The 14,326-nt window shown below is 63.7% G+C and carries 11 protein-coding genes; 5 read left to right on the top strand and 6 right to left on the bottom strand.

The genetic code is table 11. The features are described 5' to 3' along the window. Positions 1 to 43: 43 nt before the first annotated feature. Positions 44 to 2,416, bottom strand: a complete 2,373-nt coding sequence (locus B2V17_RS13235) for a putative bifunctional diguanylate cyclase/phosphodiesterase (RefSeq protein WP_292998450.1) — start codon at positions 2,414 to 2,416, stop codon at positions 44 to 46. A gap of 127 nt (positions 2,417 to 2,543) precedes the next feature. Between B2V17_RS13235 and B2V17_RS13230 the strand changes: the two genes are divergently transcribed. After that, positions 2,544 to 3,968, top strand: coding sequence for a M20/M25/M40 family metallo-hydrolase (locus B2V17_RS13230; protein WP_292998448.1), 1,425 nt, complete (start codon positions 2,544 to 2,546; stop codon positions 3,966 to 3,968). Here the strand turns inward: B2V17_RS13230 and B2V17_RS13225 are convergent. Next, positions 3,949 to 4,554 (bottom strand): TetR family transcriptional regulator C-terminal domain-containing protein, encoded by a 606-nt coding sequence (locus B2V17_RS13225; RefSeq protein WP_292998446.1) that lies wholly within the window; start codon positions 4,552 to 4,554, stop codon positions 3,949 to 3,951. The genes B2V17_RS13230 and B2V17_RS13225 overlap by 20 nt on opposite strands. Before the next feature lie 53 nt (positions 4,555 to 4,607). Between B2V17_RS13225 and B2V17_RS13220 the strand changes: the two genes are divergently transcribed. Further along, the gene (locus B2V17_RS13220; protein WP_292998444.1) at positions 4,608 to 5,789 is read left to right on the top strand and encodes an aromatic ring-hydroxylating oxygenase subunit alpha; all 1,182 of its coding nucleotides are present in this window, start codon (positions 4,608 to 4,610) and stop codon (positions 5,787 to 5,789) included. A 125-nt stretch (positions 5,790 to 5,914) separates the two neighbouring features. Next, the gene (locus B2V17_RS13215; RefSeq protein WP_292998442.1) at positions 5,915 to 7,513 is read left to right on the top strand and encodes a phytoene desaturase family protein; all 1,599 of its coding nucleotides are present in this window, start codon (positions 5,915 to 5,917) and stop codon (positions 7,511 to 7,513) included. Here B2V17_RS13215 and B2V17_RS13210 read toward each other — a convergent pair. Next, a complete protein-coding gene (locus tag B2V17_RS13210; RefSeq protein WP_292998440.1) occupies positions 7,488 to 8,762 on the bottom strand; it encodes an amino acid permease in 1,275 nt (424 codons plus the stop codon). The two genes, B2V17_RS13215 and B2V17_RS13210, sit on opposite strands and share 26 nt — an antisense overlap. Positions 8,763 to 8,828: 66 nt before the next feature. Between B2V17_RS13210 and B2V17_RS13205 the strand changes: the two genes are divergently transcribed. Together B2V17_RS13205 and B2V17_RS13200 are read left to right on the top strand one after the other, a co-directional pair. After that, complete coding sequence (locus B2V17_RS13205) at positions 8,829 to 10,439, top strand: tetratricopeptide repeat-containing sulfotransferase family protein (protein ID WP_292998438.1); 1,611 nt, start codon at positions 8,829 to 8,831, stop codon at positions 10,437 to 10,439. 109 nt (positions 10,440 to 10,548) lie between these two features. Beyond that, positions 10,549 to 13,062 carry a TonB-dependent receptor gene (locus B2V17_RS13200; protein ID WP_292998436.1) on the top strand — a complete coding sequence of 838 codons (2,514 nt, stop codon included), beginning with the start codon at positions 10,549 to 10,551 and terminating at the stop codon, positions 13,060 to 13,062. A gap of 63 nt (positions 13,063 to 13,125) precedes the next feature. On the opposite strand, the gene B2V17_RS13195 is transcribed toward B2V17_RS13200, so the two are convergent. Genes B2V17_RS13195 through B2V17_RS13185 form a run of 3 tightly spaced genes read right to left on the bottom strand, consistent with a single transcriptional unit; the run spans position 13,126 to position 14,325 of the window. Next, complete coding sequence (locus B2V17_RS13195) at positions 13,126 to 13,593, bottom strand: YbaK/EbsC family protein (protein ID WP_292998434.1); 468 nt, start codon at positions 13,591 to 13,593, stop codon at positions 13,126 to 13,128. Further along, complete coding sequence (locus B2V17_RS13190; RefSeq protein WP_292998432.1) at positions 13,590 to 14,054, bottom strand: low molecular weight protein-tyrosine-phosphatase; 465 nt, start codon at positions 14,052 to 14,054, stop codon at positions 13,590 to 13,592. The genes B2V17_RS13195 and B2V17_RS13190 overlap by 4 nt, the downstream gene beginning before the upstream one ends. Further along, positions 14,047 to 14,325, bottom strand: a complete 279-nt coding sequence (locus B2V17_RS13185) for a hypothetical protein (protein WP_292998430.1) — start codon at positions 14,323 to 14,325, stop codon at positions 14,047 to 14,049. Before B2V17_RS13185 ends, B2V17_RS13190 begins: the two co-directional genes overlap by 8 nt. Position 14,326: the final 1 nt, after the last annotated feature.

Here is a 14,326-nt window from a genome sequence, read left to right as displayed (position 1 = left end):
GTTAGCAGCCGGTGGACGGCGGCGCCAGACCGGGCAGGATCGCTCAGCCCCCGCTGGCGCGTGAATACGTCTGTAAGGCGTGGCGGGTCCGGGCCCCGGCAACCCGGGCCGGACGGCCGCGCTGGACCGGGCGGACCGGGCGGGGATGATATTCCTCGCTAGGCAGGGCCTTGCCGAACAGCCAGCCCTGAACCATCCGGCAGCCGTCCTCGCGCAGCTGGTCAAGCTGCACGCGTTCTTCCACCCCTTCGGCCAGGGTGCACATGCCAAGCTGGTTGGCGAGCGCGATCACCGCGCTGACGATCGCCCGCGATTCCTCGCGGGTGGCCAGTTCGGAAATGAACCGGCGGTCGATCTTGATCTTGTCGAACGGGAAGGTCAGCAGATAGTTGAGCGAGGCATAGCCGGTCCCGAAATCGTCGAGCGCGATCTTCACGCCGAGCGATTGCAGGCGCTTCAGCACTTCGAGATTGGCTTCCGAATTGCTGAGCAGCACGCCCTCGGTAATTTCGAATTCAACCCGGGCCGGATCGATCCCGCTTTCGGCCAGGGCGTTGATCACCATCGGCATAAGGCCGGGGCTCTCGATCTGGACCGGCGAAAGGTTGATCGCGATGGTCTCGTTGCCGCTCCACTGCGCGGCTTCGGCCAGCGCGCTGCGGACTACCCATTCGCCAATCGGCACGATCAGCCCGGTTTCCTCGGCGATCGGGATGAAGTTGTCGGGCGCGATCATCCCGCGTTCGGGATGCTGCCAGCGCAGCAAGGCTTCGTAACCGGTCATCGTTTCGCTGGCGACATCGACCAACGGCTGGATGAACAGACGCAGTTCACCGCGCCCTACTGCATGGCGCAGGTCGCGCGCCAGGCTGTGCCGTTCGTGCAACTGGGCATCCATCCCGGGCTCGAACATCTCCCAATCTCCGCGGCCATTGGCCTTGGCGGCATTGAGCGCGATATCGGCGTAGGATTGCAGCTGCTCCTTCGTTTCCGAATGGAACGGGGCGAGCGCGATGCCGATACTGACGCCGCTGTGCAGTTCGTGCCCATCCACCTCGACCGGTTCGGCCAGCCCGACCAGCAGCAGCTCGGCCAGCCGGACGGCATGGTCACAGGCATCGGCGCCGCAGACGACCACGGCGAATTCATCACCGCCAAGCCGCGCGAGCAATGGCTGGCTGCCCCCGAGGCCGCTGGCCTCGATCAGGCTGGCGGTCTTGTCGCCGATCCGGCGCAGGAAGGCATCGCCCAGCGGGTGGCCGTGCATGTCGTTGATCGACTTGAAGTGATCGACATCGAACAGCAGCAGCGCGACATGTTCTTCGGGACGGCGGGTCTGAAGCAGGTTGGTCAGCGATTTGTCAAACAGCGCGCGATTGGGCAGGCCGGTCAGCGCGTCGAAGTGCGCCATGCGCTGAACCCGGTCCTCGGCCAGGCGGCGGTCGGTGATGTCGGAAATCACCCCGCGATAGGCCGAGTTCTCGCCAGCCCGGCAAGGCCTGCCGCTGATCGACCACCACCGCGTTGCGCCATTGCCCAGCCCATCGATCGAAACCACCATCGAGCGCAGCGGACGCCGGTCGGTAATAGCCTCGGCCAGTGCACTGCGCGAACCGTCGGGGGTGAACAGCGAGACGAAGCTTAATCCTTCCAGCGCGGTAACAGTGCCGCCGGCAGCTTCTGCAAAGCGCTTGCTGACGCCGGTCAGCCTGCCGTTGCGATCAAGCTCGAACAGCCAGTCAGAGCCGTTTTCCTCGTACTCGTTGAGCAGCAGCTTGACCGTGCGGCTGCTCGCAGCGAGCTCGCGGTCAGACAGAATGCGGGTAACGAACAGGTCGCGCGCGGTATGGGTCATGCGGATTAGCAGGCCACTGGCGACCAGCAGGATCGCGGTTGTAGCAAAGGCTCCGAAATCGCCAATCCGCAGCAGTCCGACCGACAGACCAGCCGCCTGAAGCGCGATATAGATGGTCGCGCTGCCGACAAGAGTACGCACCATGTAGGCTGCGGCGGCTATCTGCACGATCCCGCCCGTTGCCAGCAGCACCTGACCACTGGGCGAAAGCATCGGGAACCAGTGTCCCATCGCCACCCCGATCGTCAGGCCGAGCCACAATGAATTGAGCCAGAAGGCGCGCAGGATCTTTACGGTATTGCGGCGGCGGCGGCCGCGCTCGATCCCTTCGGCGAGCCACAGACGGTGCAGACAGGCGGCGACGGTCGAACTGCCGAACAGCGCCAGCAGCCCGCCGGGCAGCTGCCCCAGCAGGCCCAGGATGATCGCTGCGGCGTTGAAAATCGTGCCCAGCGCAAGCGCGCGGACAATGCGGACGTGCGCACTGATCAGCCGATTATCGACCCAGTCCTGCAATTCCACAGGAACGGCGGCCCGCAGAGCTGCCTGTTTGCTGACCATTCCTGTGCGCCCCCAGGGATTTCAAACCCTGCGAACTAACCGGAACAAGGTTAAGATCTCGCTAGCCTTGTCTGACTCGTTTTCCGCTGGGGATGGGCTAGAGGAAGGTCCGAAGGAGATTCGCCCGATGCGTCGTACTGCCCTTGTCCTTGCCGTTTCCGCTCTTGCCCTGCTGGCCGGTCCGCAGCTTTCCGCCCGGTCTGGCGGCCTGCTCAAGCTGGCCAGCCATCCCGAGGCAGAGACGCAGACCCTCGATCTGGCCAAGCGGATGATCGCGATCCGTTCGGTGCGCGGCCCCGGAAACCAGACCGACAAGGCGCTGGGCGTGGTCAAGGATGCGCTGGTTGCGGGCGGCTGGCAGGCCGGTGAGGTAGAGATCGCGGCGATGGAGGACACCGCCTACATGATCGCGACCTGGCCGGGCAGCGATCCCAGCCTCAAGCCGCTGGTCATTTCCGGCCACATGGACGTGGTCGAGGCCGACCCCAAGGACTGGACCCGCGATCCCTTCACCCCGGTGGTCGAGGACGGGATTCTCTACGGCCGCGGGGCCAGCGACATGAAGTTCGACGCGGCGCTGGCCACCGCCAGCCTGATCGAGCTGCGCCGCCAGGGCTATCGGCCCAAGCGGACCATCATCCTGCAGTTCTCGGGCGACGAAGAAACCACGATGAAGACCGGCCGGATTATCGCCGAGCGGCTCAAGCATGCCGAAATGGTGATTAACATCGACGGCGGCGGCGGCACCTATGACGAGGCGAGCGGCAAGCCGCTTTACTGGACCTGGCAGGGTGCCGAGAAGACCTATGACGACTACCAGCTTGAGGTGACCAACCCCGGCGGGCACAGCTCAGCCCCACGGCCCGAGAATGCCATCGTCCAGCTTTCGGCGGCCCTGAGCAAGGTCGGCGCTTATCACTTCAAGCCCGAACTGAGCCCGCTGACCAAGGCCTATTTCGAAAAGGCGGCACAGTTCGAGGGCGATGCCCGGCTGGCGGCGGCGATGCGTGCCTTTGCCGCCAATCCGAACGACGAGGCAGCGACGGCCACCCTGCGCGCCAGTCCGACCTATGTCGGCAAGATCGGCACCACCTGCGTTCCGACCATGATCCACGGCGGCCACGCCCAGAACGCTTTGCCGCAGCGCGTTACCGCCAACGTCAACTGCCGCGTCTTCCCCGGACACAGCCGCGAAGAAATCCGCGCGGAACTGGAACGGGTGATCGGCATGCCCGAGGTCAAGGTCACCGCGATCAGCGGCGAAGATTCGATCTCGTCGCCGGCCTCGCCGATGCGGGCCGATTTCGGCGGTGCAGTCGAAAAGGCGATGAAGCTGGTCTATCCCGGCGTGCCGGTGTTTCCCAGCCAGGCTTCGGGCGCATCGGATTCGATGTGGTACCGCGCGCTGGGTGTGCCGAGCTATGGCGCCAGCCCGACCTTCAGCAAGGATTCGGAAGACTTCGCGCACGGCCTTAACGAGCGGGTCCGGCTGTCGAACATCAAGCCGGGGGTCAACTACTTCCTGATCCTGTTCACCGAACTGTCGAAATAAGCGCGGCAAGGCCGCTGCGGGCGATCGCGGCGGCCTCGCCCTCGGCGAAAGTCCGGGGCGAAAGGCACAGTTCCAGCCACAGTCCGTCGACCAGAGCGGTGACCGCGATCGCGATGCGGCGCAGGTTCTCGGCGGGCACGCCGCTTGCACTCAACAGAGCCTCGAGCCCGGCGCGGAACCGGCCGTACTGTTCGTCATGCAGACCGGCGATCTCAGGCCGGGCACGGACCAGGCTCCAGAACGCGATCCAGGTTGAGAGCAGTTCGCTATCGGCAATCGGCGGAAGCAGGCTGGCGCTGACATAGGCGTCCAGCCGGGCCCGGGGATCGTCTCCCGCCGCGCTGACCGCCTGGTCCAGCGCATCGGCCACCCGCGCTTCGACATGGGCATAGGTCGCGGCGATCAGCGCATCGACCCCGCCGAAATAGTGCCCGATCAGCCCCGGCGAGACCCCGGCCTCCACTGCAATTGCCCGCACGCTGGCCCCGGCCGCGCCCTCGCGCGCCAGCACCCGCGCGCAAGCCTCGATCAGGCTGGCGCGGCGTTCGTCGGGTTCGGCCCTTCGGAAAGCAGGTTGCGATGTCATTGCGCTTGTTATACGATCGTTCAACAATTCGATCAAGGATTCGCTGGGGACCTATGACCAAGCTCGATCATGCCTTTGCGGAAATCGCCGGTGAGGATGTCGATCCCGATGCCGATTTCAGCCTGCCGGGCTGGATCTATCACGACCGCGAATTCTTCGATCTGGAAATGGAGCGGATCTTCCGTCCATCGTGGCAGATCGTCTGCCACATCAGCGAGGTCGCCAGTCCCGGCGACTATCGCACGCTCGACTATCTGGGTGAGAGTATCATCGTAATCCGCGGCGATGACGGTCAGATCCGCGCCTTCACCAACGTCTGCCGCCACCGCGCGATGCGACTGGTAGAGGGTCCTTCGGGTTGCACGAAGAAGCTGGTCTGCCCCTACCACGCCTGGACCTTTGAAACCGACGGGCGCCTTTCCGGGGTGCCGATGAAGTCCGAATATCCGGCGCTCAAGCTGGAAGAGAACGGACTCGTCCCCGTCGCGCTCGAAGTGTGGCACGGCTTCGTCTTCGTCCGGCTGGAGGACGCGGGTTTCCCCTCGGTCGGCGAAATGATGGCTCCGTTCGAAGCCGAAGTCGCGCAGTACCGGTTCGAGGACATGCAGCCGATGGGCGATGTCCGCCACCGCCCGCGCGGGGTCAACTGGAAGAACGTGGGCGACAACTATTCCGACAACCTGCACATTCCGGTGGCGCATGACGGGCTGACCCGGCTGGTCGGCAAGACCTACCGGATCGAGGCGCATGGCTGGGCCGACCGGCTCAAGGGTGATGTGGTGAAGAACGACAAGCAGAACTTCTGGGAGAAGTTCTACGGGGCCTATATGCCCAAGGTCGATCACCTGTCCGACGAGGCCCACGGGCTGTGGCTCTATTACAAGCTGTGGCCGAACATGGCCTTCGACATCTACGCCGATCAGATCGACTTCATGCAGTGGCTGCCGGTCAGCCCGACCGAATGCCTGCTGCGCGAAGTGGCCTATTGCCTGCCGGACGACCGACGCGAGATGAAGCTGGTCCGTTATGCGAACTGGCGGATCAACCGCAACGTCAATGCCGAGGATACCTGGCTGATCACCCGCGTCCAGCAGGGGATGCAGAGCAAGACCTATGGCAATGGCCCGATCGGCACGAGCGAGGTCTGCCTGCGCAGCTTCGCGAAGAAGATCCGGGCGATCATTCCGGAGGCCCGGCAGCCGTTTCCGCCCATGGCGGGGTGGAGCAAGACCTAACCGGCCCACCCCCAACCCCTCCCGCCTGCGGGAGGGGAGCAAGGTTGCGCCAGAATCAGTGACAGTCCCCCTCCCGCAGGCGGGAGGGGTTAGGGGTGGGTCAGTCCACCGTTGGGGAGTTTCGCATGACCAAGACCTATGACGCCCTCATCATCGGCGGTGGCCACAACGGCCTGACCTGCGCCTTCTATCTCGCCAAGGCGGGGATGCGGGTGCGGGTGCTGGAGCGGCGGCACATTGTCGGTGGCGCCGCGGTGACCGAGGAATTCCATCCCGGCTTCCGCAATTCAACCGCCAGCTACACGGTCAGCCTGCTGCGTCCCAAGGTGATCGCGGACATGAAGCTGCACGATTACGGCTACCGCGTGATCGAGCGGACGATCAGCAACTTCTTCCCGTTCGAAAACGACTATGTGAAGCTGGGCGGCGGCGCTGGCCGGACCGAGGCGGAATTCGCTCGGTTCTCCCAGAAGGACGCCGAAGCTTACCCGAAGTATGACGCCGCATTGGAAAAGGTCGCCAATGTCTTGCGTGACCTCTCCTTGCAGATCCCGCCCAATGTCGGCGGCGGCCTCGCTTCGCTGGTCTCTGCGGCCAAGCAGGGCTGGCCGATGGCCAACCTCGACATTTCGGTTCAGCGCGACCTGCTGGATATTTTCACCAAGTCGGCCCGCCAGTTCCTCGATGGCTGGTACGAGCACGACTATATCCAGTCGGCCTTCGCCTTCGACGCGGTAGTCGGCAACTATGCCGGGGTTTCCACCCCCGGTTCGGCCTATGTCCTGCTGCACCACGTGTTCGGCGAAGTGAACGGCAAGTTGGGAGCCTGGGGGCATTCAGTCGGCGGCATGGGCGCGATCACCCAGGCGATGGCTCGCGCCTGCGAGGACGCCGGGGTCGAGATCAGCCTTGAGGCTCCGGTCGCCAAAGTGCTGGTCGATGGCGGCAAGGTGAAGGGCGTGCAGCTGGAAGGCGGCGAGGAGATCGCCGCGAGCATTGTCGCCTCGAACGCTGGGCCGGCGCTGCTCTATCGCCAGCTGGTCGACGAAAGCGATCTCGACGACGATTTCAAGCGCCGGATCAAGGGCTTCAAGACCTGCTCGGGCACGTTCCGGATGAACGTCGCGCTGTCGGAACTGCCCTCTTTCTCGGTCCTGCCGGGCAAGGACAAGGCCGAGCACCACACCGCCGGGATCATCATCGCGCCGGGCATGGATTACATGGACCAGGCCTTCATCGATGCCCAGCAGCACGGCTGGTCAAAGAAGCCGATCGTCGAGATCAAGATCCCCTCAACGGTGGATGACAGCCTGGCCCCTCCGGGTCAGCACGTCGCTTCATTGTTCTGCCAGCAGTTCGATCCGACCCTCGATTGGGATGCCAACCGCGACAAGGTGGCTGACCTGATCATCGATACCGTCAATGATCATGCGCCCAACTTCAAGAAGAGCGTGATCGCAACGCAGATCCACTCGCCCTGGGACCTGGAACGCAAGTTCGGGCTGATCGGCGGGGACATCATGCACGGGACCATGGGGATCGACCAGCTCTGGGCCGCACGTCCGGTGCTGGGCCACGGCGACTATCGTGGGCCCATCAAAGGCCTCTACATGTGCGGCGCGGGGACGCATCCCGGCGGCGGCGTGACCGGCGCGCCGGGGCATAATGCAGCGCATGCGATCCTGGCAGATCGGCCGTTCATCCGGAAGATCTTGCGGAGTTGACGAGCCAGTAGACCGGAAGGCCGGCAACGATCAGCAGCCCTGCATAGACCATCGCTTCAAGGCCGAGTCCGTATTCAGCCCAGACGAAGAAGGCGACCGCGATCAGCGCCGCGATGACAGTCAGCGCCTGGTCTCGCATCAATCGCAGTGCAGATAGTGCGGCGAACAGGTAGGCGACCAGACCGGCAGCAAGGCTGACCGAAGCAATGAAAGCGAATAGTTCGGTCAGGCCTTTGGAATAGTTCATCAGGGTTATCGCGGTAAGCAGACCGCTGGAAACCAGATGCGAGCGGACCGGAGTACCGTGCCGCCCTTCGACTGCGAACCACTGCGGAAAGACTCCGCCCTTGGCCATCGCCCACGGCATTTCGGCCTGGACCAGGACCCAGCCGTTAAGCGTGCCGAAGGCGCTGATCGCTGCGAACAGGGCGACCACCATCGCCACGTCGCTGCCCAGATAGCGGCCCAGAAAGCTGGCAATGGGAGCAGGCGAAGCGGCGGCATCAGCGATCGGCATGAACAACGCGAAGGCGCCCGAGATCCCGATGTAGATCAGCCCGGTCAGGGCCACCCCGATCATGGTGGCGCGGGGAATGTTGCGGGCGGCGTTCTCAACCTTGTCGGCCGGCACGGTGGCTGCTTCCAGCCCAAGAAAGCCCCAAAAGGTCAGACCGGCGGCAATTGCTACTTTGTCGCCGGTAAAAGGGACTTGCGGATTGGGCGCGCGTTTGCCGCCAGTCAACCACAGCCATAGCGCGATCGCGATCAGCGCGAGCAGCGGCAGAAGCTTGAGCACGACGGTCACTTCCTGCAGCCGCCCCGCAGCCCGGACACCGCGAATGTTGACCAGAGTTACTACCCAGACACAGGCCACCGCCAGAACGGCAGGCACGCCTTGGGTCGAACCGATCGCGGGGAAAATCAGCGCCAACGCGCTGACCACGGCGACCGCCACGGCGGCATTGCCGACCCAGCTCATCACCCAATAGGCCCAGGCCGTGGTAAATCCTGCCAACGGTCCGAAGGCAGCGGTGGCGAAAGCATAGGGTCCGCCTGCTAACGGCAGTCTGGCACCGAGCGCGGAGAACACCTGCGCCAAGGCCAGGGCACCGATCACCGTAATCCCCCAGCCAGCGAACTGGTTCCAGCCCAGCGGGGCAAGCTGCGCCGGCAGGACGTAGATTCCCGAGCCGACCATGTTGCCGATCACCAGCGCGAGGAGCGCCCAGTACCCGAGCTTGCGGTTCATGTTTTCCCCTTCCAGGGGCAACCTATCGCTTGATTGCGCCGCGTCACCATGTTTCTTGCGGGCACGATGAACAAGCTTACCAACCAGAGCTGGCTATCCCGCCTTGGCCAATACCCGCCGCGCCTGATCGAGGCGGCCCTGGCCATGAATGCGAATGACATTCCGCGGGCCGAATTCCTGCTGCGCGGCCTGCTCAAGGACGATCCGTTCGAAGTCGCCGCAATCCGCATGCTGGCGGAAGTCGCCGGGCGGATCGGGCGTTACCGCGATTCCGAAAACCTGCTGCGCCGTGCGCTGGAACTCTCGCCCGGCTTCACTGCGGCGCGGGCCAATCTGGCCCTGGTGCTTTACCGCCAGAACCGCGCGACTGACGCGATCGCCGAGCTGGATCAGGTGCTGGCCGAAGAGCCCGAGAACCCCGGTCACGCCAACTTGAAGGCCGCCGCATTCGGCCGGATCGGCGATTTCGAAGAAGCGATCGTGCTATACGAGCAGGTCCTGGCCAAGACCCCGAACCAGCCGAGGGTATGGATGAGCTTTGGCCACATGCTCAAGACGGTTGGTCGGCTCGATGAAGGGATCGCGGCCTATCGCAAGGCGATCGACCTGATGCCGAGCCTGGGCGAAGTCTGGTGGAGCCTGGCCAACCTCAAGACCGTGAAGTTCAGCGATGCCGATCTCGCCGCGATGGAAGCGGCGCTGGCAGGAACGGACCTGGCCAAGGAAGACCGCTTCCACCTCGATTTCGCGCTGGGCAAGGCTTACGAAGATCGCGCCGAGCCCGCGGCTGCATTCAGCCACTATGCCGCCGCCAACGCGCTGCGCCGGACAGACCTCGACTATGACGCGGACGAGACCGAGCGGCTGGTCGACCAGATAATCGAAGTCTGCACGCCCGATCTGTTCGCCAGCGCGGCGGGGCAGGGCAGCGATGCCAGCGACCCGATCTTCGTGCTCGGCATGCCGCGCGCCGGATCGACGCTGGTCGAACAGATCCTTTCGAGCCACAGCCTGATCGAGGGCACGACCGAGCTGCCGGATATTCCGGCGCTGGCGAGGCGAGCGGCGGACTACCCGCTCAACTTGCCGCGCCTGACGGGCGAGCAACTGGTCCGGCAAGGCGAGGAATTCCTGCGTCGCAGCCGGATCCAGCGCAAGAGCGAGCGCCCGTTCTTCATCGACAAGCTGCCCAACAACTGGATGCACGTCGCCTATATCCGCCTGATCCTGCCCCATGCGAAGATTATCGATGCGCGGCGCCATCCGCTCGGCTGCTGCTTTTCGAACTTCAAGCAGCACTTCGCCAAGGGCCAGGCCTTTTCCTATTCGCTCAGCGACATGGGCCGGTATTACCGCGATTATGTGCGGTTGATGGACCATTTTGAACGGGTCCAGCCCGGCAAGGTCCACCGCGTGATCTATGAACGGATGGTCGACGATACCGAGACTGAGGTCCGCAAGTTGCTCGATTTCTGCGGGGTCGAATTCGAAGAGGCTTGCCTCGCCTTCCACAAGACCGAACGCGCGGTTCGCACGCCAAGTTCGGAGCAGGTCCGTCAGCCGATCTTCCGCGACGGTACCGAGGCCTGGAAGCCGTTTGCAGCGCAACTCGATCCGTTGCGCGAAGCGCTGGGTCCGGTTTTGGATTGTTACCCAGACGCACCGAAAACGTGGTAAAACTGCCACGCTTTGCCGCCGATTGGCAATTTCTTAACGTGGCTGCTTGACGGGAAGCTGAGCACGAATCAGGGTCAATCCTGAAACCCAAGGGAATAGGGGGTACAGAATGCGCATTACCACTCGCCGCGCCACTTTTGCGGCTTTGCTCACATCGACCGCGCTGATCGCGTCGCCGGCTCTGGCTCAGGATGCCGCAGCCGAAGACGAAGCGGATTCGACCGAAATCGTCGTTACCGCGCAGAAGCGCTCGGAAAGCCTGCAGAACGTTCCGATCTCGATTCAGGCGATTGGCACGCAGAAGCTTGAGCAGCTCAACATCTCGAACTTCAGCGGCTATGCCCAGCAGCTTCCCTCGGTTTCGTTCCAGGGCACCGGCACCCCTGGTGTCAACGTGATCTACATGCGCGGCGTCGCTTCGGGCGGAGACGGCAACCACTCGGGCTCGCTGCCTTCGGTCGGTGTCTATCTCGACGAACAGCCGGTCACGACGATTGGCGGCAACCTTGACGTTTACGTCTATGACATCGCCCGGATCGAAAGCCTTTCGGGACCGCAGGGCACGCTTTATGGTGCCTCCTCGCAGGCCGGGACGATCCGCATCATCACCAACAAGCCCGACCCTTCGAAGGTAGAAGGCGGAGCGGATTTCGAAGTCAATTCGGTCGCACACGGCAAGATTGGAGGCAAGCTAGAGTTCTTTGCCAATGCCCCGATCAACAACAAGATGGCGATCCGCGTGGTCGGCTACTACAAGCGTGACGCGGGCTATATCGACAACGTGCCAGGTTGCCGCGCCTTCCTGCCGGAAACCAACCCGCTGGGTTGCCCGCCCGCGACCAACGGCGGCATCCGGATGAATAATGCGGCCTTTGTTGAAGCTGACTACAACGAAGCCGAAACCATCGGTGGTCGCGCCGCTCTCGGCATCGAGCTGGATGACAACTGGACCATCACGCCCGCCGTGATGTACCAGAGCACCAGCTCGCGCGGGTCCTTCGCCTATGATCCGTCGGTTGGCGATTTGGAAGTGCAGCACTTCTTCCCGGAATACCGGAAAGATCACTTCACCCAGGCGGCCCTGACCATCGAGGGCAAGATCGGAAACTGGGACATCACCTATGCCGGTGCCTATCTTGACCGCAAGACCGCCAGCTCAAGCGACTACACCGACTACGCCGAAGCCTACGATTCGCTCTATTCGAGCTACGGCGGTCTCGCCGGCTACTTCTATTTCACCGATTCGTTGGGCAACACGATCAACCCCAGCCAGAAGGTGATCGGCAGCGATCATTTCAAGAAGGCCAGCCAGGAACTGCGGATCGCATCGCCTTCGGACGCCCGCATCCGTCTGGTCGCCGGTCTGTTCTGGCAGCGCCAAACGAACGACATCCACCAGGATTACCAGGTCGCCAACCTCGGCCCGCTGGTCTCGGTTAACGGCCTGCCGGGCACGCTGTGGCTGACCGAGCAGTACCGCGTCGACAAGGACTATGCAGCCTTCGGTGAACTGAGCTTTGATCTGACCGATCAGCTGACATTCACCGCCGGTGGCCGGTACTTCAAGTATGACAACACGCTGGTCGGGTTCTTCGGCTTTGGCCGCAATCCCAACGGGAATTACTCCGCCACGCCTTACAATGCGGCGGGTTCGTCGCGTACCGGCGTAGCCGGCTGCTTCACCACCACCGGCTCGCGCCTGCGTCCGGTGGCGGGTACGCCGGGCGTCACGCTGGCACCGCCGGTTGTGGCGGGTAGCCCGTGCACCAACCTGGGTGTCTGGAACGGCAGCGGCGTCGATCCCGTCCGGGCCAAGGATGATGGCTTCACCTGGCGCGCCAACCTGAACTACAAGCCCAATAGCGATCTGTTGCTCTATGCCACGGCATCGAAGGGCTTCCGTCCGGGCGGCATCAACCGCCGCGCCGATGTCGCGCCTTATGCTCCGGACTTCCTCTACAACTATGAACTTGGGTGGAAAGCGACGCTGGCCCCCGGCTTCCGGATCAACGGTGCGATCTATCAGCAGGACTGGAAGAAGTTCCAGTTCAGCTTCCTGGGCGCCAACAGCTTCACCGAAATCCACAACGGTCCCGACGCCCGGATCCGCGGGATAGACCTGAGCATGGCCTACAACCGCGGCCCGCTCAGCCTGCAAGTCGATGCGGCCTATACCGACGCAAAGATGACCAAGAACCTCTGCGCGATCGACGATCCGACCTATGCCTGCACCGGTCCTGGCAATTCGATTTCGTCGCCGGCTGGCACCCGTCTGCCGATCACACCGAAGTTCAAGGCCGCGGCCACCATGCGCTATACTGCTGAAGTCGGCGCGACGACCAAGGCCTATGGTCAGGTCAATGCTTCGTATCAGAGCTCGGCCCCCAGCGAAGTGCGCGCTGGCCCAGCCGCGATCATCGGCGAACTGCCGGAATTCGCGACGGTGAATCTGGCCTTCGGGATGGAATGGGAGAAGTTCAACCTGGAGCTGTTCGCTTCGAACGTGTTCGATGAACGCGGCCAGGTCTCGCGCTTCCTGCAGTGCGGCCAGTGCGGTCAGCGCCCATACGTGGTGCCAATCATGCCGCGCACGATCGGGGTGCGGCTCGGCGTGGATTTCTGATCCACTGATCTAGCGCAAAAAGACCAAGACGCCCCGAATCCAAGCGGTTCGGGGCGTTTTGCTTTATTCGGGCAGCTTGCAGATTTCGACCCAGCGCGCACCGACCAGTTCGGCCAGCCGCTGCGGCGTCAGCTCGAGCGAGTTGGTCTGCGATCCGGCGGCGGGAAAGACCGTTTCATAGGCCAGCAGCGAGCGGTCGGCCACGATTGGCAGGTCGCTGGCCAGCCCGAACGGGCAGACTCCGCCAACCGCATGACCGGTTACCGCCAGCGTTTCCTCGGGATCGAGCATTCGCGGGCGTCCGCCCAGCTCGGCCTTGCACTTGCCGTTGTCGAGCCGGGCATCACCGCGTGCCAGCAGCAGGTAGACCGTCTCGCCGACCCGGAAGGCCAGGGTCTTGGCGATCCGACCGGGTTCGACCCCCAGTACGTCGGCCGCCTCGGCCACCGTGGCGGTGGAGCGGGAATGGTCGATCAGGGCCAGATCGGGGGCATGTTCGGCCAGCCAGGCCATGACGCTTTCGGCGCTCATTCTTGCAACTCCGTAACCAGGGCGCGGGCGGCCGCGCTCACTTCGTTCCAGGTGACGAGAAAGCCTTCCTCGTCGCCGTACCAGGGATCGGCCACGGCCTGACCCGCGCAGTCGGGAACCAGATCGAGCAGCAGCGACAGCCTCGCGCCATGCCCGGCGGGCGCAATCCGCTCCAGGTTGGCCAGATTGGTGTGATCGGCGGCCAGAATATGGCTGAACCGCTCGAAGTCGGCGCGCTGCACCTGCCGCCCGCGATAGCCCGAGATATCGATCCCGAACCGCGCCGCAGTGCGAATTGCGCGCGGATCGGGCGGCTCGCCGATATGGTAATTGGCGGTCCCGGCGGAATCGGCCTGCGCCTTGAGACCCGCTCTAGCTGCTTCGGCGCGGAACGCAGCCTCGGCCAGCGGCGATCTGCAGATATTGCCCAGGCAGACGAACAGCACCGCCGGTTCAGGCATCGCCGTCTCCGAACCGTTCGAGCCGGAAGGCGGCGCTGAGGTAGTCCTCGGCGGCGGCTTTCAGCTTGGGGTCCTTGGGAAAGGCCTCGGCCGGAAGCGGGGCGTGATCGAAAGCGTGAAGCATTGTCCACAAGGCGAACTTGCGGCCTGCATCGCGTTCCACGCCAAAGCCGATTTTGAGCCGTTCGATTGCCCGCTCGAATTCGTCCTCGGTCAGGCTCGCAGGATCGTCGGTCCCGAAGAAATGAGCCAGCAGGGCTTCGAGGTCCATT

Origin of the sequence: Novosphingobium sp. UBA6272, assembly GCF_002440635.1 — a bacterium.
Taxonomy (GTDB): Bacteria; Pseudomonadota; Alphaproteobacteria; order Sphingomonadales; family Sphingomonadaceae; genus Novosphingobium.
Note: the sequence above shows the minus strand (reverse complement) of the source record. Positions and strands in the feature narration are given on the sequence as shown.

What these genes read in the sequence shown, in the direction of transcription:
- B2V17_RS13220 (WP_292998444.1), top strand. Translation starts at nt 4,608, where the DNA reads ATGACCAAGCTCGATCATGCCTTTGCGGAAATCGCCGGTGAGGATGTC.
- B2V17_RS13205 (WP_292998438.1), top strand. Translation starts at nt 8,829, where the DNA reads ATGAACAAGCTTACCAACCAGAGCTGGCTATCCCGCCTTGGCCAATAC.
- B2V17_RS13230 (WP_292998448.1), top strand. Translation starts at nt 2,544, where the DNA reads ATGCGTCGTACTGCCCTTGTCCTTGCCGTTTCCGCTCTTGCCCTGCTG.
- B2V17_RS13200 (WP_292998436.1), top strand. Translation starts at nt 10,549, where the DNA reads ATGCGCATTACCACTCGCCGCGCCACTTTTGCGGCTTTGCTCACATCG.
- B2V17_RS13195 (WP_292998434.1), bottom strand. Translation starts at nt 13,593, where the DNA reads ATGAGCGCCGAAAGCGTCATGGCCTGGCTGGCCGAACATGCCCCCGAT.
- B2V17_RS13225 (WP_292998446.1), bottom strand. Translation starts at nt 4,554, where the DNA reads ATGACATCGCAACCTGCTTTCCGAAGGGCCGAACCCGACGAACGCCGC.
- B2V17_RS13190 (WP_292998432.1), bottom strand. Translation starts at nt 14,054, where the DNA reads ATGCCTGAACCGGCGGTGCTGTTCGTCTGCCTGGGCAATATCTGCAGA.
- B2V17_RS13235 (WP_292998450.1), bottom strand. Translation starts at nt 2,416, where the DNA reads ATGGTCAGCAAACAGGCAGCTCTGCGGGCCGCCGTTCCTGTGGAATTG.
- B2V17_RS13210 (WP_292998440.1), bottom strand. Translation starts at nt 8,762, where the DNA reads ATGAACCGCAAGCTCGGGTACTGGGCGCTCCTCGCGCTGGTGATCGGC.
- B2V17_RS13185 (WP_292998430.1), bottom strand. Translation starts at nt 14,325, where the DNA reads ATGGACCTCGAAGCCCTGCTGGCTCATTTCTTCGGGACCGACGATCCT.
- B2V17_RS13215 (WP_292998442.1), top strand. Translation starts at nt 5,915, where the DNA reads ATGACCAAGACCTATGACGCCCTCATCATCGGCGGTGGCCACAACGGC.